Origin of the sequence: Pantoea sp. At-9b (assembly GCF_000175935.2) — a bacterium.
Lineage (GTDB): Bacteria > Pseudomonadota > Gammaproteobacteria > Enterobacterales > Enterobacteriaceae > Pantoea.
This window is the reverse complement of sequence record NC_014837.1, coordinates 3861133-3884154: the sequence shown is the minus strand read 5'-3', so window position 1 is coordinate 3884154 and position 23022 is coordinate 3861133. Positions and strand designations below refer to the sequence as shown.

22 protein-coding genes are annotated in these 23022 nt (G+C 53.5%); 13 read left to right on the top strand and 9 right to left on the bottom strand.

Annotated features, from left to right (window positions below; genetic code table 11):
* Nucleotides 1–21: 21 nt before the first annotated feature.
* Entirely contained in the window at nt 22–228 is a 207-nt protein-coding gene (locus PAT9B_RS17845) for a hypothetical protein (protein ID WP_013510685.1), read from the bottom strand.
* Between the two features lie 388 nt (nt 229–616).
* Between PAT9B_RS17845 and rpsF the strand changes: the two genes are divergently transcribed.
* The 4 genes from rpsF to rplI are packed head-to-tail and all read left to right on the top strand — an operon-like array spanning nt 617 to nt 2056.
* Nucleotides 617–1012: a 30S ribosomal protein S6 gene (rpsF, locus tag PAT9B_RS17840; protein ID WP_013510684.1), complete on the top strand. Its 396-nt coding sequence runs from the start codon at nt 617–619 to the stop codon at nt 1010–1012.
* Nucleotides 1013–1018: 6 nt separating this feature from the next.
* On the top strand, nt 1019–1336 hold the full coding sequence (gene priB / locus PAT9B_RS17835) for a primosomal replication protein N (RefSeq protein ID WP_013510683.1): 318 nt from the start codon (nt 1019–1021) through the stop codon (nt 1334–1336).
* 4 nt (nt 1337–1340) lie between these two features.
* The gene (gene rpsR / locus PAT9B_RS17830) at nt 1341–1568 is read left to right on the top strand and encodes a 30S ribosomal protein S18 (RefSeq protein ID WP_000135199.1); all 228 of its coding nucleotides are present in this window, start codon (nt 1341–1343) and stop codon (nt 1566–1568) included.
* Between the two features lie 38 nt (nt 1569–1606).
* Nucleotides 1607–2056, top strand: a complete 450-nt coding sequence (gene rplI / locus PAT9B_RS17825; RefSeq protein ID WP_013510682.1) for a 50S ribosomal protein L9 — start codon at nt 1607–1609, stop codon at nt 2054–2056.
* Nucleotides 2057–2102: 46 nt separating this feature from the next.
* On the opposite strand, the gene PAT9B_RS17820 is transcribed toward rplI, so the two are convergent.
* On the bottom strand, nt 2103–2747 hold the full coding sequence (locus PAT9B_RS17820; RefSeq protein ID WP_013510681.1) for an OapA family protein: 645 nt from the start codon (nt 2745–2747) through the stop codon (nt 2103–2105).
* 216 nt (nt 2748–2963) lie between these two features.
* Between PAT9B_RS17820 and fklB the strand changes: the two genes are divergently transcribed.
* Nucleotides 2964–3584: an FKBP-type peptidyl-prolyl cis-trans isomerase gene (gene fklB / locus PAT9B_RS17815; RefSeq protein WP_013510680.1), complete on the top strand. Its 621-nt coding sequence runs from the start codon at nt 2964–2966 to the stop codon at nt 3582–3584.
* 37 nt (nt 3585–3621) lie between these two features.
* Here the strand turns inward: fklB and PAT9B_RS17810 are convergent, their stop codons facing one another.
* Nucleotides 3622–5568 carry a bifunctional 2',3'-cyclic-nucleotide 2'-phosphodiesterase/3'-nucleotidase gene (locus tag PAT9B_RS17810; RefSeq protein ID WP_013510679.1) on the bottom strand — a complete coding sequence of 649 codons (1947 nt, stop codon included), beginning with the start codon at nt 5566–5568 and terminating at the stop codon, nt 3622–3624.
* 284 nt (nt 5569–5852) lie between these two features.
* Here PAT9B_RS17810 and cysQ point away from each other — a divergent pair, with 284 nt between their 5' ends.
* Complete coding sequence (gene cysQ / locus PAT9B_RS17805) at nt 5853–6599, top strand: 3'(2'),5'-bisphosphate nucleotidase CysQ (protein ID WP_013510678.1); 747 nt, start codon at nt 5853–5855, stop codon at nt 6597–6599.
* A 34-nt stretch (nt 6600–6633) separates the two neighbouring features.
* On the opposite strand, the gene PAT9B_RS17800 is transcribed toward cysQ, so the two are convergent.
* On the bottom strand, nt 6634–7188 hold the full coding sequence (locus tag PAT9B_RS17800; protein WP_013510677.1) for a YtfJ family protein: 555 nt from the start codon (nt 7186–7188) through the stop codon (nt 6634–6636).
* Between the two features lie 317 nt (nt 7189–7505).
* Here PAT9B_RS17800 and PAT9B_RS17795 point away from each other — a divergent pair, with 317 nt between their 5' ends.
* Nucleotides 7506–7712: a DUF1107 domain-containing protein gene (locus tag PAT9B_RS17795; RefSeq protein ID WP_013510675.1), complete on the top strand. Its 207-nt coding sequence runs from the start codon at nt 7506–7508 to the stop codon at nt 7710–7712.
* 36 nt (nt 7713–7748) lie between these two features.
* Here PAT9B_RS17795 and PAT9B_RS17790 read toward each other — a convergent pair whose 3' ends face one another.
* The gene (locus PAT9B_RS17790; protein WP_013510674.1) at nt 7749–9092 is read right to left on the bottom strand and encodes a hemolysin family protein; all 1344 of its coding nucleotides are present in this window, start codon (nt 9090–9092) and stop codon (nt 7749–7751) included.
* A gap of 451 nt (nt 9093–9543) precedes the next feature.
* Between PAT9B_RS17790 and PAT9B_RS17785 the strand changes: the two genes are divergently transcribed.
* The 4 genes from PAT9B_RS17785 to PAT9B_RS17770 all read left to right on the top strand — a co-directional run bounded on the left by PAT9B_RS17785 (nt 9544) and on the right by PAT9B_RS17770 (nt 17067).
* Nucleotides 9544–11283 (top strand): autotransporter assembly complex family protein, encoded by a 1740-nt coding sequence (locus PAT9B_RS17785; protein WP_013510673.1) that lies wholly within the window; start codon nt 9544–9546, stop codon nt 11281–11283.
* Nucleotides 11280–15050 carry a translocation/assembly module TamB domain-containing protein gene (locus PAT9B_RS17780; RefSeq protein ID WP_013510672.1) on the top strand — a complete coding sequence of 1257 codons (3771 nt, stop codon included), beginning with the start codon at nt 11280–11282 and terminating at the stop codon, nt 15048–15050. Before PAT9B_RS17785 ends, PAT9B_RS17780 begins: the two co-directional genes overlap by 4 nt.
* Nucleotides 15051–15052: 2 nt before the next feature.
* Entirely contained in the window at nt 15053–15409 is a 357-nt protein-coding gene (locus PAT9B_RS17775; protein ID WP_013510671.1) for a gamma-glutamylcyclotransferase, read from the top strand.
* 176 nt (nt 15410–15585) lie between these two features.
* Nucleotides 15586–17067: a glucosyltransferase domain-containing protein gene (locus tag PAT9B_RS17770; RefSeq protein ID WP_013510670.1), complete on the top strand. Its 1482-nt coding sequence runs from the start codon at nt 15586–15588 to the stop codon at nt 17065–17067.
* Between the two features lie 70 nt (nt 17068–17137).
* Here the strand turns inward: PAT9B_RS17770 and ppa are convergent, their stop codons facing one another.
* From ppa to PAT9B_RS17755, 3 genes are all read right to left on the bottom strand, one after another.
* The gene (gene ppa, locus PAT9B_RS17765) at nt 17138–17668 is read right to left on the bottom strand and encodes an inorganic diphosphatase (protein ID WP_013510669.1); all 531 of its coding nucleotides are present in this window, start codon (nt 17666–17668) and stop codon (nt 17138–17140) included.
* Nucleotides 17669–17768: 100 nt separating this feature from the next.
* Nucleotides 17769–18218 (bottom strand): DUF441 domain-containing protein, encoded by a 450-nt coding sequence (locus PAT9B_RS17760; RefSeq protein ID WP_013510668.1) that lies wholly within the window; start codon nt 18216–18218, stop codon nt 17769–17771.
* 70 nt (nt 18219–18288) lie between these two features.
* Nucleotides 18289–18702 (bottom strand): lysozyme inhibitor LprI family protein, encoded by a 414-nt coding sequence (locus tag PAT9B_RS17755; RefSeq protein ID WP_013510667.1) that lies wholly within the window; start codon nt 18700–18702, stop codon nt 18289–18291.
* Nucleotides 18703–18875: 173 nt separating this feature from the next.
* On the opposite strand from PAT9B_RS17755, the gene PAT9B_RS17750 reads away from it, so the two are divergent.
* Complete coding sequence (locus PAT9B_RS17750; RefSeq protein ID WP_041526008.1) at nt 18876–20435, top strand: methyl-accepting chemotaxis protein; 1560 nt, start codon at nt 18876–18878, stop codon at nt 20433–20435.
* 45 nt (nt 20436–20480) lie between these two features.
* Here the strand turns inward: PAT9B_RS17750 and fbp are convergent, their stop codons facing one another.
* Nucleotides 20481–21488, bottom strand: coding sequence for a class 1 fructose-bisphosphatase (gene fbp / locus PAT9B_RS17745; protein WP_013510665.1), 1008 nt, complete (start codon nt 21486–21488; stop codon nt 20481–20483).
* A gap of 169 nt (nt 21489–21657) precedes the next feature.
* On the opposite strand from fbp, the gene mpl reads away from it, so the two are divergent.
* Entirely contained in the window at nt 21658–23013 is a 1356-nt protein-coding gene (mpl, locus tag PAT9B_RS17740; protein WP_013510664.1) for a UDP-N-acetylmuramate:L-alanyl-gamma-D-glutamyl-meso-diaminopimelate ligase, read from the top strand.
* The last annotated feature ends 9 nt before the right edge of the window (nt 23014–23022 follow it).

Here is a 23022-nt window from a genome sequence, read left to right as displayed (position 1 = left end):
AGCCCGTTACGACACACCGGACTACAATTGTGACGATAACCGGTCAGCCGCGCTGCTATTGGCGCCGGTGTGGTTATCACTGGGTGCGCCCAGCCGGTTGACGTAGACAGGGCCTGATGCCGCTTGGCTGCTGTTGCTTCGCATCTGCTGCGCATAATCAGTAGTGCTGGCAACCGCGGGAGTAGACAGGAAGAGACCCAGTAAAGTAGCGATAACGAAAGTTTTCATAATCGACTCCTCACTACAGGGAATTCACTCTCAGACGCCGACGACAAGCCGAACCGTTGCGCCCATTAATAGTTTAGTTCTTCACCCAATTGCTGCCAGACAGTCCTGTTGAACCTGTTGTTCAGACTTTTTGCTGCCGTGCCGCTTAACCCACTGAATCGCCATCATTAGCACAAAAAGGCTCCTTCCCTGGCACGTTACCCACCATTTGATGAATTGTGCGCTTGAGTTTAGCGGACAACGTCAGTATGATTACGCGTCAATTTTTCAGCTGCATTCAGAGGTGTGTTTCATTTTTCGGATGAATCACAACCTATAACGTTCCTTGCTTCCGTGGGCCGCAGCTGACCCTGACAGGAGGCTGAATAATCCGTAAGGAGCAATTTCGATGCGTCATTACGAAATCGTATTTATGGTCCATCCTGACCAGAGCGAACAGGTTCCGGGCATGATCGAGCGTTACACTGGTGCTATCACTGGTGCTCAGGGCACGATCCACCGTCTGGAAGACTGGGGCCGCCGTCAGCTGGCTTACCCGATCAACAAACTGCACAAAGCACACTACGTTCTGCTGAACGTAGAAGCGCCGCAGGAAGTGATTGACGAGCTGGAAACTAACTTCCGTTTCAACGACGCCGTTATCCGCAGCATGGTTATGCGCGTTAAGCACGCGGTAACTGAAGCATCTCCGATGGTTAAAGCGAAAGACGAGCGTCGTGAGCGCCGTGAAGACTTCGCTAACGAAGCGGCAGATGACTCAGATGCTGGGGATTCTGAAGAGTAATCCAACGTGACGACCAATCGACTGCGCCTCTCTGGCACTGTGTGCAAGACGCCGGTTCGAAAAGTCAGTCCGTCAGGAATTCCTCACTGCCAGTTCGTGCTTGAGCACCGTTCCATGCAGGAGGAAGCCGGGTTTCACCGGCAAGCCTGGTGTCAGATGCCGGTGATTATCAGCGGCAGCGCCCATCAGGCGATTACTCAACATATAACGGTCGGCACGCAACTCATTCTTGAAGGTTTTATTAGCTGCCATCAGGCACGCAATGGACAGAGTAGAATGGTGTTACATGCCGAGCAGATTGAATTGATAGATTCTGGAGACTAGCCAAATGGCACGTTATTTCCGTCGTCGCAAATTCTGCCGCTTCACTGCGGAAGGCGTTCAAGAGATCGATTACAAAGATATCGCTACGCTGAAAAACTACATCACTGAAAGCGGTAAGATCGTACCGAGCCGTATCACCGGTACTCGCGCTAAATACCAGCGTCAGCTGGCTCGTGCTATCAAGCGCGCGCGTTACCTGTCCCTGCTGCCGTACACTGATCGTCATCAGTAATCGGCCGCCGTCAACCACGACTTTAAGAGGATAAGGTAATGCAAGTTATTCTGCTTGATAAAGTAGCAAACCTGGGCAGCCTGGGTGATCAGGTTAACGTTAAAGCAGGTTACGCTCGTAACTTCCTGTTCCCGCAACAGAAAGCTGTACCGGCTACTAAAAAATACGTTGAGCAATTCGAAGCGCGCCGCGCTGAACTGGAAGCCAAACTGGCTGACGTTCTGGCAGCTGCTAACGCACGTGCTGAGAAAATCAACGGTCTGGGCAGCGTCACCATCGCGTCTAAAGCAGGCGACGAAGGTAAACTGTTCGGTTCCATCGGTACTCGCGACATCGCTGACGCTGTAACTGCAGCTGGCGTTGACGTGGCTAAGAGCGAAGTTCGTCTGCCGAACGGCGTTCTGCGCACCACCGGTGAGCACGAAGTTGACTTCCAGGTTCACAGCGAAGTATTCGCTAAACTGGTTGTGAATGTCGTTGCTGAGTAATTTTACTCAGTGATGCGAAAAAGCCGGCCTTGTGCCGGCTTTTTTGTTATTGCGCGCGAATAAAGCTGCCGTCCGGCTGGCGGGTAAACAGCACCGGTCCGTTGCCGCTATCCACCGTCAAGCCTGTCACTACCCCCTGCGCATTTTGACGAATCTTCACCTCTTGACCACTTTGCAACGCGCTCAGCGGTTGATCGTTGCCTTCCACTCGTGCCATCGCAAACACATCATTTACCGGTAAATTGTTATCGCGGAACAGCTGCGCCAGTGTCTGGCCGGATGCGACGGTGTAGGTATGCCATTCGCCTTGTGAATCAGGCGCAGGTGCTGCCTTGTTGTCATAAATCTCCGCCTGCATCGGCACCTCTTTAGGTGCGCTATCGCTGACCGGGCGTTCTACCGGGTACTGCGGGGTGCTACTCGGCCACAGGAAGGCCAGCAGGATGACCAGCAGGGCAATGACGATACCGCGACGATGCAGCGCGGGCAGGGGATCCATCCAGCGGACGTTGTCCAGCAAATGCCAGACACGGTTCAGACCTTCGGCAACACGGGAAGGGGTAGCAGAAGCCATTCGTGAATCCTCCTCACTGGCGGCCTGGCGTTTGCCTTGCGGCAGCCAACGTTGCAACCAGGGTAAAATAGTACGCGGTGCGCGCGTCCTGCGACGTCGTGGGGCGATCTGGCCCATGTATTCTCTCTTATCTCGACGGAGGAAAGGTTCATCCTCTCCTCTATTGTAGTATGGGCAATGTTGGGGCGAAGTGCCTGCCAGCATTGAAAAATTTCACATCTGTATTGTTTCTCTTTCCCTGAGAAATGTCATCTGTGATGCGTGAGATTTTACGCCAGCGGCCTGCGCTGTTATGCTGCCGTTTCTATTTTTCTCCGGGATTAAGGAAACAAGATGACGACCCCTTCATTCGACAGCGTCGAAGCACAAGCAAGTTACGGTATCGGTTTACAGGTAGGCCAGCAGCTGCTGGAGTCCGGATTGCAGGGCCTGCAACCGGAAGCGCTGCTCGCGGGCCTGCGCGACGCGCTGGAAGGGAATTCACCGGCAGTTCCGGTTGATGTGGTCCATCGTGCACTGCGCGAAGTACACGAACGTGCTGAAGGTGTGCGTCGTGAACGTGTACAGGCGATGGCAGCAGAAGGCCAGAAGTTCCTTGAGCAGCATGCACAGCGTGAAGGCGTGAGCAGCACCGAATCAGGTCTGCAATTCAGCGTGATCAAACAGGGTGATGGGGCTATCCCGTCTCGTCAGGACCGTGTGCGTGTACACTACACCGGTAAGCTGATCGACGGCACCGTGTTTGATAGCTCTGTGGCGCGTGGCGAACCGGCGGAATTCCCGGTAAGCGGCGTGATTGCTGGCTGGATTGAAGCGCTGACCCTGATGCCGGTTGGCTCCAAATGGGAACTGGTGATCCCACACAACATCGCTTACGGCGAGCGTGGCGCAGGTGCTTCCATCCCGCCGTTCAGCACCCTGATCTTTGAAGTTGAGCTGTTGGAAATTCTGTAAGGCTCAGGCTGGGCGGCACGATGCCGCCCGCCATTCCTTACGGCTGCTGTAAATTGACCTGCCAGATGGCAAAACCAATCTCATCACTTCCCACCGTTTTCATTGGATAATCCGCGTGTTGCTGGATAAAGCCGGTCGCTTTCGCGCCAGGTGCGGTTTCAAAACGAATATCTAACGCTGTATCGCTATGAATCGGTGCCAGACGCCAGTTATGGTCAGCCTGCGGTTTCACCTCACCCTGCGCTTTGGTTTCGCTGCTGATATAAGCCGCGACCACGGAGCGGTTCTCATCCGGTGAAGCAAACGCCACAAACTTATCCCCTGTACCCGCAAACTTGCCGCCGTAAGCACGATAGTTATTGGTGGCCACCAGGAAGGTCATGCCGGGGTCAATGGGTTTACCCTGCCAGCGTAGATCCTTAATGCGCGAAGCATCTTTATTGATCAACTGACATTCGCTGTCGTAACGCGCCGGTTGGGTGACATCAATTTGGTACTGCACGCCGTCAATGACATCAAAATTGTAGGTGCGGAAATCCCAGTTGATCAGCGCCTGGGGTTGCGTGCTGTGCGGATCGATCTGGTTAAATTGCCCGGCGGAGCACTCCAGCCACTCCTTCACCTGCGCCCCACTGACCTTCATCACCACCAGGGTATTGGGATAGAGATAGAGGTCGGCGGCGTTACGGAAGGTCAGATTGCCTTTCTCCACTTCCACGTAGCTGGCCGGATCGTTTTTGCGTCCACCGGCTTTGAAGGGCGCGGCGGCGCTCAGTACCGGCAACCGGCTGAGGTCGGGATCGCCCTGAATAAAATGTTCGACATAAGCACGCTGCGCATTATTGACGATCTGTACCGTTGGATCGTCCTGTACCAGCGCCAGATAGCTATACATCACATCAGCGGATTTGCCGATCGGTTTGGCGACGAATGCCCGCGTCGCACGATGGTCCTGAGCCAGCACTTTCACCAATCCGGCGTCTTCGGCCGCCAGTGATTTTTTGGCTGCGCTGTCGTAGATCGGACGCGCCTCCGCTTTGCCCTGCGTCACTTGCCAGCGGCCACCCGCATTATTGAGCACCAAATCGACCACACCAAGATGATCGCCCCACATGCCCGGCATCACGGCGGGCACACCATTCAGCGTCCCCTGAGTGATATCAGCGCCTTTAATCGCCGCAAAATCCTTGCTCGGGAACACCGCATGGGCATGCCCAAACATGATGGCATCAATACCTGCGACCTGGCTGAGATAGTAAACCGAGTTTTCTGCCAGGGCGTGATACGGCTCACTGCTTAAACCGGAATGCGGGATAGCGATGATTATTTCAGCACCTTTTGTACGCATTTCCGGCACATAACGCTTCGCTGTTTCCGTGATGTCATCAACGCGAACTTTTCCCTGCAGATTGTTGCGATCCCAAATCATAATCTGCGGCGGAACGAAGCCGATATAACCAATTTTTAACTTTTGTGGCTTGCCGTCGCGGTCAGTGACGGTAGTTTCCTTGATTAAGTAAGGGGTAAACAGTGGTTTTCCGCTTTTCAGGTCAATAATGTTGGCGTTCACATAAGGAAAACGCGCGCCGGCCAGCGCTTTTTTCAGATAGGGCAGACCATAATTAAATTCGTGGTTGCCGAGATTGCCAACGCTGTAATCCAGCGTATTAAGTGCTTTATACACCGGGTGGACTTCGCCGGGTTTCAGCCCTTTCGCGGCCATGTAATCGCCCAGTGGGCTGCCCTGAATGATGTCGCCATTGTCCACCAGCACGCTATTTTTGACCTCCGCACGCGCCTGATGAATCAGCGTCGCGGTGCGCACCAGGCCAAATTTTTCCGTCGGGGTATCTTTGTAATAGTCGAAGTCCATCATATTGCTGTGCAGATCGGTGGTTTCCAGAATGCGCAGATCCACCGTTGCGGCCTGTGCCAGGCTGGCAGAAAGGCCGAGTGTCAGTAACGCCATGCTCACTTTGAACATGTTTTCTCCTTGTTGCTGTCCAATGGGCCTCTCAAAATAATGTAAAAAGGTGACAAATTGTCAGATGAAAACGTGATGTGCTTCAGGGTTTTGCCATGTTGTTGTACTGATACCGTAGCGCGAGATGTCATAGATGACGGCAGGCGATGAACTATGATATTGATATTAAAATAGATTGCTCTCGCCCCAGGCGTGAACGCCGGTTAAAACCGGTCGCCTGCTAAAATGGTTACAGGTTTACCGTTGGCAGCGAGTAAGCAGAATCAGCAGAAAAGAGGTGAAGTATGTTAGAGCAAATTTGCCAGCTGGCGCGTGCGGCGGGCGATGCGATTATGCAGGTTTATAACGGCGTGCAGCCGATGGATATCGAACGCAAGGCGGATGATTCCCCGGTCACGGCAGCCGATCTCGCCGCACATAAAGTGATTGTCGCGGGTCTGAATAGCCTGACACCAGAGGTGCCGGTCCTGTCTGAAGAGGATCCTCCGGGCTGGGAAATTCGTCAGCACTGGCAGCGTTACTGGCTGGTTGATCCGCTCGACGGCACCAAAGAATTTATCAAGCGCAATGGCGAGTTCACGGTCAATATTGCCCTGATTGAAAATGGCAAACCGGTACTGGGGGTGGTGTATGCCCCTGCGATTGGCGTGCTGTATTCCGCGGCAGAAGGCAAAGCCTGGAAAGAAGAAGGCGGCAATAAAACCCAAATTCATGTGCGCGATGCACGTCCACCGCTGGTGGTGATCAGCCGTTCTCATTTCGACAAGGATGAGGAGCTGAAAGAGTATATCCAGCAACTGGGTGAGCATCAGACCACAGCCATCGGTTCATCGCTGAAGTTCTGTCTGGTGGCAGAGGGCAAAGCACAGCTCTACCCGCGTTTTGGGCCGACCAACATTTGGGATACCGGTGCCGGACACGCTGTCGCGATTGCCGCAGGCGCGCACGTGCATGACTGGACCGGTAAAACCCTCGATTACGCCCCGCGTGAATCTTTCCTCAACCCAGGCTTTCGTGTGTCGCTGTTTTAGCGTTTTCCGTAGCGGCGTGATCAATCGCGCGCCGCTACTTCAGTAGTTGATGTAACAGCGTCATCACCTGCTGTACTTCTTGCTGCGTCAGTGCGCCATCTTTAGCGAACTGGACATGCCCGCTCTTATCCAGCACCACAATCGCTGAGCCACCACTTTCCAGCTGCCAGGCTTTGCGCGCATTGCCATTGCTATCAACAATAAATTGCGACCACGGATACTGCTGTTTATTGCTTTCGATGCTGCTGCGCACAAACATACCGGTTCCCGGAATCGCATCGTCTGTGTTGACCACCGTGGTGGTCTGATAGCGGTCATGCGGTAGACCGGCAGCTTTGATGGCTTCAATCAGTGCCGCATTTTGTTCTTTTGCTGACGATCGCCCGGCAATGTGTTGAATGACTCGCACCTTGCCAATCAGTTGGGCGCTATTCCACGGGCGATAACTGAATTTGTCCTGTTGCCAGAGCAATTCTCCTTTGTCATTCACACCGACTGCGGGTACGCGCTCCCCTTGTTTGAACAGGTGGGCTGCGGCGATATTGGGCAAAACCAGTGCCAGTGCAAACAGCAGATGTGGCAATCGCATGAAAGTCGCTCCTTAGTGATCCGACCAGTTAGTCATGTTCCTGCAATAATAAGCGTGGATGATGCGCCCTGTCGCGAAGATTTCACAGCTTTGTAACCGACGCCACAATTCCTTAATGTCTGAAGGTTTATACTGGATTGTGTGACCGTGATAACAGAGTGTTCTGTAATGATGTGTCAATTCAGTAAAAAATTCATTTTTTCGGAACATCCGCAACGCAGGATGTTCTATAGTTTAGGCCTCATTTTCGCTTCATGGGCTCGTACCGATTTTGGCAACGGCGAAGCGTTTTACATCTGTACAGGAGTTAGAACAGTATGAAGATCTTCCAGCGTTATAATCCGCTGCAAATTGCGAAATATGTAAAAACGCTATTTAAAGGAAGGTTGTATATCAAGGACGTTGGCGCATTCGAGTTCGACAAAGGGAAAGTGCTTATCCCGCGTGTCAAAGACGTACAGCACTTAAGTGTGATGTCTGAAATCAATCGCCAAGTGCTGCGGCTACAAGCCGAGTACCATTAAGCAGAAGAAAGGGCGCCGATGGCGCCCTAAGTTTTTTTACGATGAGGGGTTTTCCGCATCAGCGACGGCGCTCTTCGCCACATTCAGCACCGGCGGGCGTTCATCAATGCGTGTTACCAGCAACTGATCAATGCGATAGCTATCAATATCGACCACTTCGAACTTGTAACCCGCGAATTTCACGAAATCGGTACGTTTCGGGATCTTACGCAGCATATACATCATAAAGCCGCCGATGGTTTCGTAATTGCCCGACTGCGGGAATTCATCGATGTGCAGCACACGCATCACGTCATCAATCGGCGTACCGCCTTCCACCAGCCATGAGTTCTCATCACGCGCCACAATCTGCTCTTCCAGACCCTGGCCGACCAGGTCACCCATGAGCGTAGTCATCACGTCGTTGAGCGTAATAATACCGACCACCAGCGCGTATTCGTTCATGATCACCGCAAAATCTTCACCGGCAGTTTTGAAGCTTTCCAGCGCTTCCGATAACGTCAGCGTATCCGGCACAATCAGCGCGGAGCGAATTTGTACTCCGCTATTCAGCGTCATGCTCTGGTTGCCCAGCACGCGCAGCAGCAGCTCTTTGGAATCGACATAGCCGACGATATGGTCAATATCGCCATCGCAGACGAGGAACTTGGAGTGCGGATGTTCGGCGATTTTAGCTTTCAGGCTGTTCTCGTCTTCGTGCAGATCGAACCAGACGATATTTTCACGTGATGTCATGGAAGAGGGCACGGTACGCGATTCCAGTTCGAACACGTTCTCAATCAGCTCATGCTCCTGCTTGCGCAGCACCCCGGCCAGCGCACCGGCTTCCACCACGGCATAGATGTCATCGGAGGTGATGTCATCTTTACGCACCATCGGCAGATTAAAGATACGGAAGAAGACGTTCGCAAGGCCGTTAAACAGCCAGACCAGCGGGCGGAACACCAACAGGCAGAAACGCATCGGATTGATGATACGCAGCGCAATGGCTTCTGGCGCGATCATACCCACGCGTTTCGGGGTTAAATCGGCAAACAGAATGAACATGCTGGTGACGATGGTGAAGGAGCAGATAAAGCTCAGCTGATCGGCCAGTTCTGGTGAAACAAAGCGGATGAACAGCGAGTTAAAGGCGGGCGAAAATGCGGCGTCACCGACGATACCGCCAAGGATGGCGACCGCATTCAGGCCGATCTGCACCACGGTGAAGAACATACCTGGCGTCTCCTGCATCTTCAGGACACGCTGTGCGTTGATATTGCCTTCGTCGGCCAGCAGTTTGAGCTTGATCTTACGGGCAGCCGCCAGCGAGATCTCCGACAGAGAAAAAAACGCACTGATAATAATCAGTAAAAGGATGACAAGTAAGCTATCGAGCATAAAAGGTCCGTTGGGTTAATCACTTGTCATTTTTGGCCTGGGCAGCTCAGAAAGGGCGTACATCCGGTACTCACCAGTCAAACAGGGCTATCCGTGCCAAAAATGTCTGCGCCAATTCGACAAGGCAGTAAACGTCGGGGCAGAAATGAACGCAGGCAAAGCCTGCAGGACGCTGATTATAGCAGCAGCGCTTATCATGCCGCCAGCGGAGACGATGCGCGCATTAAGATTAGTCTGAGTGCTTGTCAAGAAGACGCAGAAGCGCCGTCTGGCTGTTGTATCGATCCGGGCATTTGCCGACAATAGACGCGATTTGGCTTAGTTGCCGTTTTTATGCAGCTGTTCGGGGAAAAGAGCGGCTATGCTGATGGGTATGCCTGCACTGGTTTTACCCGCGAAACAGACACATGCCCCTGCGGAATAGGGGCAGGCATTATTAACAGGAGTAAGCGTGCCACGATTTCATGTTTATTGCTTGGCCAGCCTGCTGCTGGTTGCACCTGCCCTTCAGGCGGCGAAGGTGCGATTGCAGCTGGAAGGCTTATCCGGGGATTTAGAGAAAAACGTCAGGGCGCGCCTCTCGACCATCGGTAGCGATGAGGTTTCCAACGACGGCCGTTTTCGCGCGCGCGTTTCTGTCGCGGTGAAAGAGGGTCTGCACGCGCTGGGTTACTACGAACCGCAGATTGACTTTGAATCGCGCCCGGCACCGCCCCAGGGCGGACGGCCGGTATTGATCGCGCGCGTCACTGCCGGGGAGCCGGTGAAGATTGGTGGCAGCACCATCGTGGTGGAAGGTGCAGCGAAAAATGATCCGGACTACAAAGCCTGGGTAAAGCAGGGCACCCCCAAAGTGGGCACCCAGCTCAATCACGGCGCTTACGACAAATTTAAAAGTGGTTTTTCCAGCCTGGCGCTGCGTAATGGCTATTTCGACGGTGACTTTAAGCGGAGTCAGCTTGGTGTATCGGTAGAACGTCGTGAGGCGTTTTGGGATATCGATTATGACAGCGGTCCGCGCTATCGCTTTGGCGACGTCACCTTCCAGGGTTCACAGATTAATGAAGCCTATCTGCGTAATCTGGTGCCATTCAAAGAAGGTGATCCCTACAGCTCACGTGATTTAGCCGAACTTAACCGCCGCCTCTCGGCCACTGGCTGGTTTAACTCCGTGGTGGTGGCTCCGGAATTTGACAAAGGGCGGCAAACCAAGGTGTTGCCGCTAAACGCGGTGGTTTCGCCGCGTGTGGAAAACACCCTCGAAACCGGTATTGGTTACTCCACAGATGTGGGGCCGCGCCTGAAAGGCACCTGGAAAAAGCCGTGGATTAACGACAGCGGCCACAGTCTGACCACCAGCGCGTATATATCCGCCCCGGAGCAGCAGCTCGACCTCAGCTACAAAGTTCCGCTGCTAAAAAGCCCGCTGGAACAATATTATACCTTCTCGGGTGGCGTAAAACGCACCGATCTGAACGACACCAAAGCCGACACCACCACGCTCGGCATGTCACGCAACTGGGATAGCAGCAGCGGTTGGCAAAAAGCCGTCAACCTGCGCTGGAGCCTCGATCACTTTACCCAGGGTAGCGTCACGAACACCACCATGCTGCTGTATCCGGGCGTCAGCCTCAGCCGCACCCGTTCGCGTGGTGGCCTGATGCCTGACTGGGGTGATTCGCAACGCTATTCCGCCGATGTCTCTGACACGACCTGGGGCTCGGATGTCGATTTCCTGATCTTACAGGCGCAAAACGTCTGGATACGCACCCTGGGCGAGAAAAACCGTTTCGTGGTACGTGGCAATCTTGGCTGGATCGAAACCAACGATTTTGACAAAGTGCCGCCCGACCTGCGTTTCTTCGCCGGGGGCGACCGCAGCATTCGCGGCTATAAATACCAGGGGATCTCTCCGCGTGATGAAAATGGCAAGTTGACCGGTGCCTCGAAACTGGCGACCGGTTCACTCGAATATCAGTACAACGTCACCGGGAAATGGTGGGGAGCGGTGTTTGTCGATTCCGGCGAAGCGGTGAACGACATCAAACAAAGCAACTTTAAAACCGGCGCAGGCTTTGGCGTTCGCTGGGCCTCTCCGGTCGGGCCGATCAAACTCGATATCGCTCGTCCGATTGGTGATGATGAGGAGCATGGATTGCAATTTTATATCGGACTGGGGCCTGAACTATGAAGCTGTGGAAAAAGGTCCTGATTGGTTTTGGTATTTTTCTGCTGCTGATCTTTGGCAGCGTGGCGTTCCTGATTGGCACCACACCGGGTTTACATCTGTTATTGAAAGGTGCCGATCGCTGGGTGCCGGGATTGTCGATCGACAAGGTGGAAGGTGGCTGGCGCGATCTGACGCTCAGTGGCGTGAAATATGAAATGCCAGGCGTCAGCGTGGATGCCGGGCGCTTCCATCTGGCGCTCAGGTTGAATTGCCTGCTGCACTCAGCGGTGTGTGTCAACGACATTGCGTTGCAGGATGTCAGCGTGGTGGTGGATAGCAAGAAAATGGCACCGGCCAGTCAGGCTGCGCCAGAACCGGAGAGCGGGACAACCAATCTCAGTACCCCTTATCCGATCACCCTCAGCAAAGTCGGCCTGCATAACATCAACGTTAAAGTGGATGACACGGCGATTTCGCTGCTGGATTTCACCACCGGCCTGCACTGGCAGGACCGTGCGCTGACACTGACACCCACCCATATTGAAAGCCTGCTGATTGCGCTGCCTAAAGCAGCCAAAGTGGTCGACGAGCAGGTGGTGCAGCCGAAAGTTCAGCAGCCACAGCCGGATGAAAAACCGCTGGGTGAGACGCTACAGGCGATGTTTGCTCAGCCGCTACTACCGGCGTTGCCAGACTTCCAGTTGCCGCTGGATATCACCGTACAGGAGCTGAGCGGTAAACAACTACGCCTGACCGGCGATACCGATGTCACCATTAACAGCCTGCTGCTGAAAGCCCAGACGAACGATCGCCATCTGCAACTGGAAACCTTCGATGTGGATTCCACGCAGGGGCAGGTCAACGCCAGCGGTGAGGCCACTCTGGCCGATAACTGGCCGGTCAATTTTGCGCTCAACGGTGCGGTGAATCTCGACCCAATTAAAGGGGAAAAGATCAAACTGAACCTGAGCGGCGCGCTGCGTGATGAGTTAAAGCTGGCGCTTAATCTCTCTGGCCCGGTGCAGGCGCAGTTAGATGCTGCCGCCCAGCCTGCGGCGGTGGGGCTGCCGTTGTCGCTGAAACTTACCAGCCCGCAACTGCGCTGGCCGCTGACCGGCCCGGTGCAGTATCAGGCGGATAAGCTGGATTATCAGTTCAAAGGTAAAGCCACCGATTACGTGATGTCATTGCGTACCGCAGTGAAAGGAGAAGGCGTTCCGCCTGCTGACATCGCCCTTGATGGTAAAGGCAACGTGCAGCAGTTCAGCCTCGATAAACTGCGTGTTGCCGCGCTACAGGGCAATATCGATCTGACGGCGCTGGTGGACTGGAGCAAAGCGATCAGCTGGCACAGTGAACTGACGCTGTCCGGCATCAACACCGCCAAACAATACCCGGAATGGCCCGCGAAGCTGGAAGGTAAAATCGCCACGCGCGGCAGCCTGTACGGGGGCAGTTGGCAGCTGAGCGTGCCGCAGTTGCAACTGAAAGGGAATGTGAAAAACAACGCCGTGAGTGCGGACGGCTCGCTGACCGGCAATAGCTATAACCAGTGGAAAATCCCCGGTATCAATCTGGTGCTGGGGCGTAACCACGTTGATGTCAAAGGCGAGTTGGGTGATGCCCTGAACCTTGACGCGGTGATTGATGCGCCGCACCTCGACAATGCACTGCCGGGATTAGGTGGTGTGGTGAAAGGCAATATCAAGGCACGTGGAACGTTACAGGCACCGCAGGTGTTGGCTGATCTCACCGCGACAGGCCTGCGCTGGCAGGCGCTGAGTATTGCGCGTGTTGCGTTGCAGGGCGATGTGAAATCCAGCGACCAGGTGGCCGGTAAGCTGCAACTGCGCGTTGAGCAACTCAAGCAGGACACACTGGCGATCAATTTGCTGACGCTCAACGCTGACGGTAACGAAAAACAGCATCAGCTGAAGCTGAACGTGCAGGGTGAACCGGTCTCCGGCCAACTGGCGCTCAACGGTAGCTTCGATCGCAAAACCCAGCACTGGCAGGGTACGTTGAACAATACCCGTTTCGATACGCCAGTGGGCGAGTGGCGTTTGACGCGGGCGATGGCGATTGATTATCTCAACAGCAAGCAAACCGCGACTATCGGGCCACACTGCTGGCAGAACCCGAACGCGCAAGTGTGTGTGCCGGAACCGATTGAAGCCGGAGCCAGTGGTCACGCGCACGTGGTACTGAGCCGTTTTGATTTGGCGATGATTAAACCCTTCCTCACCGATGAAACCAAACTGACAGGCGTCTTCAGTGGTGATGCGCGGGTGAACTGGACAGCCGACGGCGCACTGCCAACTGGCACCGTTGCACTGAAGGGCAATGGGGTGAAAGTCGAGCAGGATGTGCAGGGGAATACGCTGCCTATTGCTTTCGATACCCTCAACCTCAATGCCGCCATGCGCAATGGTCGTGCTCAGCTCGACTGGCTGATTCGTATTGCGAATAACGGGCAACTGAGTGGTAACGTACAAATCGCCGATCCGGAGAAACGCCGTCAGCTGTCGGGGAACGTCAATATCAGTAACATTTCGCTGGCGATGTTCAACCCGGCATTGATGCAGGGCGAGAAGATCAAGGGCAGCCTCAACAGCGCGCTACGCCTCGGTGGTAATCTGCAACAGCCGCAGGTGTTCGGTCAGTTGGCGTTAAGTGGTGTGGATGTGGAAGCCAGCTTTATGCCGGTTGATCTCACGGCTGCTAACCTTAACCTGGTATTTAACGGGATGAGTTCGACCCTCAATGGCTTGATTCAAACCGCGCAAGGCAATATCAACCTCAACGGTAATGCCGACTGGAGCCAGCTGGATAACTGGCGCGCGCGGATTGCCGCCCAGGGCAGCCGGGTACGTGTCACCGTACCGCCGATGGTGCGGATGGATGTGTCGCCAGACCTGGTGTTTGAGGCCACGCCTGCCGCCTTCAATCTTGACGGCAGGGTAGATATCCCTTGGGCGCGTATCACGGTGCAGGAAGTGCCGGAAAGTGCGACCGGCGTGTCGTCCGACGAGGTGATGCTGGACGAGAACCTGAAGCCGATTCAGCCGAAAAGCACCGCGATTCCGATTAACAGCAATCTGGTTATCCACGTCGGCAACGATGTACGCTTGTCGGCTTTCGGCCTGAAAGCGAAGCTGAATGGTGATCTGAAGCTGGTGCAGGATAAAACCGGTCTTGGTTTAAATGGCCAGATTAATATTCCTGACGGTCGTTTCCGTGCTTATGGCCAGGATTTGATTGTGCGCAAAGGCGAGCTGCAATTCGCCGGGCCGCCTGATCAGCCCTATCTGAACCTCGAAGCTATCCGCAATCCGGAATCGACGGAGGATGATGTCACCGCCGGGATTCGCGTAACCGGATTAGCTGATGAACCTAAAGTTGAAATCTTTTCCGACCCGGCGATGTCGCAGCAGGAAGCGCTTTCTTATCTGTTGCGTGGTCAGGGACTCGATGCCAACGGCGACAGCAATGCGCTAACTTCAGCCTTAATTGGCTTGGGGGTTGCACAAAGTGGGCAGGTTATGGGTAAAATCGGTGAGACATTCGGTGTCAGTAACCTTGCGCTTGATACCACCGGTGTTGGCGACAGCCAGCAGGTGCAGGTAAGTGGTTATGTGTTGCCGGGTCTGCAAGTAAAATACGGTGTTGGCATATTTGATTCACTGGCGACTTTAACCTTGCGTTATCGCCTGATGCCCAAACTCTATTTGGAAGCCGTGTCTGGCGTTGATCAGGCACTGGATTTGCTCTATCAGTTTGAGTTTTAGCAATGCGAATAATTGTCTACGGCAGTTTACGGCGCAAACAAGGAAACAGTCACTGGATGACGAATGCGCAATGGCTTGGTGACCATCAGATCGAAGGGTTTGAACTCTACAATCTGGGCCACTACCCGGGCGTGGTTGAAGGGGAAGGGAGCGTCTATTGCGAGGTCTATCGCATCGACGCCAGCACCCTGGGCGAGCTGGATGCTTTGCGCACCAGAAATGGCGAATACAAGCGCCAATTGATCCAGACGCCCTACGGCAGCGCCTGGTTATACGTTTATCAGCGTTCAATCAAAGGCCTCACGCGTATTCCCAGTGGTGACTGGTTGCTGCGTGAGGATCTGCCGAAGGATGAGTAACCGATAAAAATTCAGGTTAGTTATGACTAAACTGAAGGGTTACAGTGATTAAAAAGGGTCATGTCGGACATGACCCTTTTTTACGGCCTTGATCAGGCGTTGTCAGGAAGATTTATCGGGTGTGTTGAGTAACATCTGTTCACGGGGTTGGGATAAAACGATAAACGAGAAAGGAAATGAAAAAATCTTATAATATTTATCTTGTTGCTCTATTTCTTTATTGTCTGCCGCTGCTTATCGCTAATATCTATTATATTGATGACAACAGAAGGGCGACTGAAGGATACACGAACTGGGGTGGTGATGGCAGGCCGTTAGCCGATGTCATCATGAAATTACTTTTTCTTAGCAGCCACATGGCAGATATATTCCCCTTGCCATTGATTATCTCAGTTGCCCTGCTGGCGTTGGTTTTCGCTGCTTATCATAATAAAAACTTCAGTGATTTACCTGGCTGGGTGAGCGTGCTGCCAACACTGAGTTTTTTGGCAAACCCTTATCTTGCTGAAATTTTTTCATACCGCTTTGATGTGCTGACACTGAGTTGTGCGCTGGCGTTAAGTTTTGCATGGATACTCTTGCCACCCTTAAATAAATGGGTTCGATTTGCGGTTGGTGTGGCGATAATTGTTGCCATCTATAGTTTCTATCAGATTGCCGTTAATATTGCGGTGATGATGGTCCTGGTAATGACGTTTCGGCAAATCATCAATAATGATCGCCCGGCGATGATTGTTATGCATTTGTTTCAACGCGGGGCAGAGTTTTTGCTTGCATCGATAATTTATTTGAAAATTATTGTACCGGCGACGTTTTCTGGTGACCATCCGGCAAACCATCCCAATATTGCGACTCATCAGCTATGGGTGACGATCAATAATAACCTGCATGCCTATTGGGCCTTCATCAACCAGTCATTTTATAAAGACGGGAAAGGCATGGCAGTATTACTTGCCATTCTGGTCTTATCGGTTATTTCTGCCTCGATTATCGCGTTGCGTTATGTCCGACGGGAGAAGGGAAAATCACGCATTGCTGTGGGTTTATGCGCACTGGCGTTGCCTTTTGTTGCGTTTGCCCTGATCCCGGGTAGCCTGTTATTTCTGGATAATGCGCTGTTGGTTCCGCGTGCACTGCTTTCAATCAGTGGGTTTATGTTGTTCAGTGCCACGTTGATTGCCTGGGCATTTAGAGGAAAAATGTGTTTTGTTACCGGTGTGATGGCAATACCTTTGCTTTACGCCGTGACCAGCATTTACGTTTTCGGCAATGCGATTAAGCAACAGGATAATATTAATCAGGGTATTGTTTATCAGTTGAAAAATGATACTGCTGCCCTCGCCGATCAACACTTTTATATGCAGTTCGTTGGGTCATCACCTCGTGCTCTGGTGTATCAAAATTCATTGAGAAACTATCCGGTTTTAGGTGTTCTGATCCCCGAATATTTTGCCAACTGGTGGTTTCCGTTTCCCTATATGGCGCTCAAGGGCTATCAGGTTCTGAACCCGTTGAAAGACTCTCTTACCGTGACCAATGAAAATCTGCGCGCGGGATTGTGTCAGGGGGAACGTATTGCACACCACCAGGATTATGATCTGTACCAGCATGAAAATCGATTGACGGTCGATTTTACGTTGCAGGGATGTCCACGTTAGGCGTGGCAGAGAAAAAAACAGGCCCGAGAATCGGGCCTGTTGATAGATATCTTCCGCTGCGATTAACAGATTATTTCTTCTGTGCGCGCTCGAAAGAGGAGATGATCTCAGCTTTAGCGGCTTCAGCGTTATCCCAGCCGTCAACCTTCACCCATTTGCCTTTTTCCAGATCTTTGTAGTGTTCAAAGAAGTGGGTGATCTGCGCACGCAGCAATTCCGGCAGGTCGTTCACATCTTTGATGTGATCGTACTCTTTGCTCAGCTTGGTGTGCGGAACCGCAACCAGTTTGGCATCTTCACCGGATTCGTCGGTCATTTTCAACACGCCAACCGGACGGCAACGGATAACAGAACCCGGCTCCAGCGGATACGGGGTCGGGACCAGTACGTCAACCGGGTCACCATCCAGAGACAGGGTGTGGTTGATGTAACCGTAGTTGCACGGATAGAACATGGCGGTAGACATAAAACGGTCTACAAACAGGGCGCCAGACTCTTTGTCGACTTCATATTTGATCGGATCGGCGTTGGCCGGGATCTCGATGATGACATAGATATCTTCTGGCAGATCTTTACCTGCGGGCACCTGGTTCAAACTCATCTGGCTTTCCTTCATTAGTCGTAAGTTGAGTGTCGGCTATTATAGCCAACTGACTCCGAAAGTATGCCCCCTTTTTGGCGTTTCGGAATGGTCCAGCCGGTTACTTTGCGGTGACAAACAGCGAGACGATGCCTGCAGCAATCAGTGGTCCGACCGGAACCCCACGGAAGAAAGCCACACCAATCACCGTACCAATCAATAAGCCGCCAATCACCGAGGGCTGTGCGCTCATAAAGTTCACGCCGCGACCACCCAACCATGCCACAAACACGCCGACCAGGATCGCCACAATCGATTGCCAGTTAGCAAACGATTTGATTAACGAAGAGGCCGGCAACGAACCGCTGGCCAGCGGTGCCATCACCGCTACCGTCAAAATAATAATCCCGAGTTGAATCCCCTGCTTTTCGACATAAGGAAAGAACTGTGCCAGCGGGGTAATTTTAATCGCCAGCAGAATCAAGATTGAGATAGTGACCGCGTTGTTGTGGACGAAATAACTCAGAACGGCGAGGCAAATCAGAATGATGGTGGAGGCATAAGCAGCCATGATTTCTCCCTGAGGATTGATAGAGCACTGACAATCGTCAGCGCGAAGCGGTGTTTACCGCCCCCATTTATCAACAATCATCGGGATTCGCGCAACTGCCTTTGTTAATGGATTGCAGCATCAGCGCCTGATTACGCACCAGGTTAACCCCTTGCGCCCCGACGGAAAGCACGGCCATGGTGCCTTGGCTGGCGGAAAAATAGCGCTTGCTGGCATCAAGCCAGCTATCGCGATACGCCAGCCAGGCACGTTGGGCGTTTTTAAGTTTGGCTTTAGGTTCACCGGTTAATTTTTTCATCAGTTGGTTGTACTGATTATTCATCTCCTGATCCCACGCCTTATTAGCAGCATCGTAACATTGAGACATCCCGAGGGTGCTGGACTCCCTGTTCAGGCATTGCTGCAAGCTTTGGTCGATGGGGTTGCCTTGCGCGGTCGCATAACTACTCAGCAACAGACAAGTAACCGGGAGCCATTTTTTCATACTGAACGTCCTCAGGTAGGTTAGGGATGACTTTAGCATCATTGAAGATCTGGTGATCATCAGCAGATTGACCATCAACAATGGTTAAAGTTTAGCGAAGTGACTGCCGATAACTTATCCGTTTTAGGGCTGCTGGATTTCTGCCTTTTTCTACACACACGGGTACTAACATGATCAAAAATTTATCAGTGCGGACCGGTTTACTCACACTACTCGCTTTTATGACGTTGCTGCTGCTGGCGGTCAGCACGCTGGGGATTTACGCCATCAATGCCGGGAACCAGTCGCTGGATGTGATCAATCGCATCCAGGGGATCGAACTCAATAGCCTGTATCAAAGCAACGCTGATCTGATGCGCGCCCGTGCCAGTGGTGCGCTGGCGGTGCGCAAGATCGAAATCGGTCTGTTGGATGAGGGCGCTGCGGTAACCAAACAGGCCCAGGCCGATGTCGCCACATCGCAACAGCATCTGAAGGATTTTGTCGATGCGGGCACGGTGACGGCACAAGGTAAAGCGCTGGCGGATGCGGTGGCAGCCAGTTTTGATGCTTATCTTAAACAAGGTATCGCACCCATGATGGATGCGTTGCAAAAGCAGTACACCGATGAATATTACACGGTGCTGGAAGGGAATCTCTCCACGCTGGCAGCCAGCTACGCGAAAGCGGTAAATGATTTCAGTAAGTATGCCGATCAGGTGTCTGGCGATCGCCTGGCGCAGGCCGCGCGTAATGAAACACAGATGAAAATCCTGATTGGCATTGCCATGCTATTGACGGTGATGTTGATCGTGCTGGCCTGGCAGCTTCTGCGTCGCCTGTTGCTGAAACCGCTGGAAAGTGCGATTGGTCATCTGCAACAGGTGGCCGCTGGCGATCTGTCACAAACTTTGCCGGAAGCCACCCACAATGAGCTGGGGCGGCTTAATCAGGCACTGGCGACCATGCAGTTGGCCCTGCGCGATTCCGTTAGCCAGGTTCGTGAAGCCAGCCTGCAAATTGATGTCGGCAGTCGCGAACTGGCGGCCGGAACGGTACACCTTTCACAGCGTACCGAAGAGTCGGCGGCGTCACTGGAACAAACCGCTGCCAGCATGGAGCAACTCACCGCCACGGTACGGCTTAACGCCAGCAATGCCCAGCAGGCACATCAACTGGCGAACAGCGTTTCAGACACCGCAGACCGTGGCGCAGAAGTGGTGTGCTACGTGATCGAGAAGATGCAGGAGATCACCCACAGCTCCGATCGTATCGCCGATATTCTCAGCGTGATTGACGGCATCGCTTTCCAGACCAACATCCTTGCGCTTAACGCCTCGGTGGAAGCCGCACGCGCTGGCGAGCAGGGGCGTGGTTTCGCTGTGGTGGCGAATGAGGTTCGCACCCTGGCTGGACGCAGTGCCACTGCTGCGAAGGAGATTCGTGAGCTGATTAGTGAGTCACAGACCCGAGTCAGAGAGGGCAGCACCATGGCGACGCAGGCGGGCGAAACGATGGATGAGATCTCCAGCGAGGTAATGCGCGTGACGACGCTGATGAAGGAGATTTCGGTCTCTTCAGAGGAACAGAGTCGCGGTATTGAGCAGGTGAATCAGGCGGTGACGCAAATGGATGAGGTTGCGCAGCAGAATGCGGCGTTGGTGGAGGAAGCCAGTGCGGCAACCCAATCGCTGGAAGCGCAATCGCAGCAGTTACAGGAATCGATGGCGCAGTTTCGTATAACCACGGTATAAATCCGTAGCGGCGCGATTCATCGCGCCGCTACTTCATGCGGTCACTCAGCCCTGATGCTCATCCGGGAACTCGCGCAGGAAGCGCTCGACGTCATCCACCATCGCATCATTGCCGCAGAAGAACGGGCAGCGTTGATGCAGGGTTTCTGGCTGAATATCAAGAATACGGTTTTTACCGTCGCTGGCTTTACCGCCCGCCTGCTCAGCAAGGAACGCCATCGGATTGCACTCATACAGCAGGCGCAGCTTACCTTTCGGATGGCTGGCGGTGCTTGGATAGAGATAAATTCCGCCTTTCAACAGGTTACGATGGAAATCTGCCACCAGTGACCCGATGTAGCGTGAGGTATAAGGGCGCTTAGTGGCGATATCCTCTTCCTGGCAGAACTTCAGGTATTTCTTCACACCCTGCGGGAAACGAATGTAGTTACCTTCGTTGATGGAGTAGGTATACCCCTTCTCCGGGAAGGTCATACGTTCGTGGCTCAGGCAGAACACGCCAAGCGACGGATCGTAAGTGAAGGCATGGACACCCACCCCGGTGGTGTAAACCATCATGGTGGAAGAACCGTAGACCACGTAACCTGCGGCAACTTGCTTGCTACCCGGCTGCATAAAGTCTGCTTCGGTAACCGGTGTGCCGGGTGGTGAAACGCGGTGGTAGATGGAGAAGATTGTGCCAACGGAAACGTTAACGTCGATGTTAGAAGAACCGTCGAGCGGGTCCATCAGCACCACGTATTTGCCATGTTCGACTCCTTCAAAGATGACGAACTCATCTTCCTCTTCGGAGGCGATACCTGCCACGATGCCGCGCGCTTTCAGTGCCGCTTTCAGCTTTTCGTTAGCGAACAGGTCCAGCTTCATCTGCTGTTCACCCTGAACGTTTTCCACGCCGCTGGCACCGAGAATATCCACCAGACCCGCTTTGTTGATGTCGCGGTGGATAATTTTAGCGCCCAGCTTAATGGCTGAAATCAGCGCCGTCAGTTCACCTGTGGCGTGAGGAAAGTCGTGTTGCTTCTCGACGATAAATTCGCCTAACGTTTTCATAACACATTCCCTGAATCTACGATGGAGTGGCAGCCACTGTAACAAACTGCCAACGTATGCTTACGCAGTTTAGCCGATTGAACTTCAAAAACCATAGGCCAAATCCGTTTCTTCCGCTTGAACTCGGGGTTAAACTGAGCGCCGGACTTATGAGTAATGGAACATATTTATGCGTATTCACATCCTTGGGATTTGTGGCACTTTCATGGGCGGCCTGGCGATGCTGGCCCGTTCACTGGGCCACCAGGTGACCGGCTCTGACGCCAATGTCTATCCGCCAATGAGTACCTTGCTGGAGCAGCAAGGCATTGAATTAACGGAAGGTTATGATGCCAGCCAGCTCGATCCTGCACCCGACATGGTGATCATCGGCAACGCCATGACACGCGGTAATCCCTGTGTGGAAGCGGTACTGGAACGCAACATTCCTTACCTTTCTGGTCCTCAGTGGCTACACGATTTCGTGCTGCGTGACCGTTGGGTACTGGCGGTGGCGGGCACTCATGGAAAAACCACCACAGCCGGCATGGCAGCGTGGATTCTGGAGGCTTGTGGCCTTGAACCGGGCTTCATTATTGGTGGCGTGCCGGGAAATTTTGATGTTTCGGCAAAATTAGGAAAAAGCCCGTTCTTCGTTATCGAAGCGGATGAATATGACAGCGCCTTTTTCGACAAACGATCCAAGTTTGTGCATTACTGCCCGCGCACGCTGATTCTCAACAATCTGGAGTTCGATCATGCGGATATCTTTGACGATCTGCGGGCGATCCAGAAACAGTTCCATCATCTGATCCGCATCGTGCCGGGCCAGGGCAAGATCCTGCTGCCGGAACACGATCACAATCTGAAGCAGGTGATGGCGATGGGCTGCTGGAGCGAGCAGGAAACCGTGGGTGACAACGGTCACTGGCAGGCGAAAAAGCTGACGCCGGATGCCTCGCGCTGGGAAGCCTGGCTCGACGGGGCGAAAGTGGCGGAAGTGAACTGGGGTCTGGTGGGTGAACACAACATGCACAACGGCCTGATGGCGATGGCTGCCGCCCGTCATGTTGGGGTGAAACCCGAAGATGCGGGCGATGCGCTGGGACGCTTTATCAACGCGCGCCGCCGTCTGGAACTACGTGGTGAAGTGAACGCCATCAAGGTCTATGACGATTTTGCTCACCACCCCACCGCAATTCTGGCGACCCTGGCGGCGCTACGCAGCAAGGTGGGTGGCACGGCGCGTATCCTGGCAGTACTGGAGCCGCGTTCCAATACCATGAAGATGGGGGTCAGCAAGAACGATCTGGCACCGTCTTTGGGACGTGCCGATGAAGTGTTCCTGTTCCAGCCACACCACATTCCGTGGCAGGTTTCAGATGTGGCCGATGCCTGCATCCAGCCTGCGCACTGGAGCGCGGATATCGATACGCTGGTGGAGATGGTCGCGAAGGTGGCACAACCGGGCGATAACATCCTGGTGATGAGCAACGGCGGGTTCGGTGGGATTCATCAGAAACTGCTGGAGAGGCTGGGTCGTTAATCCGTAACG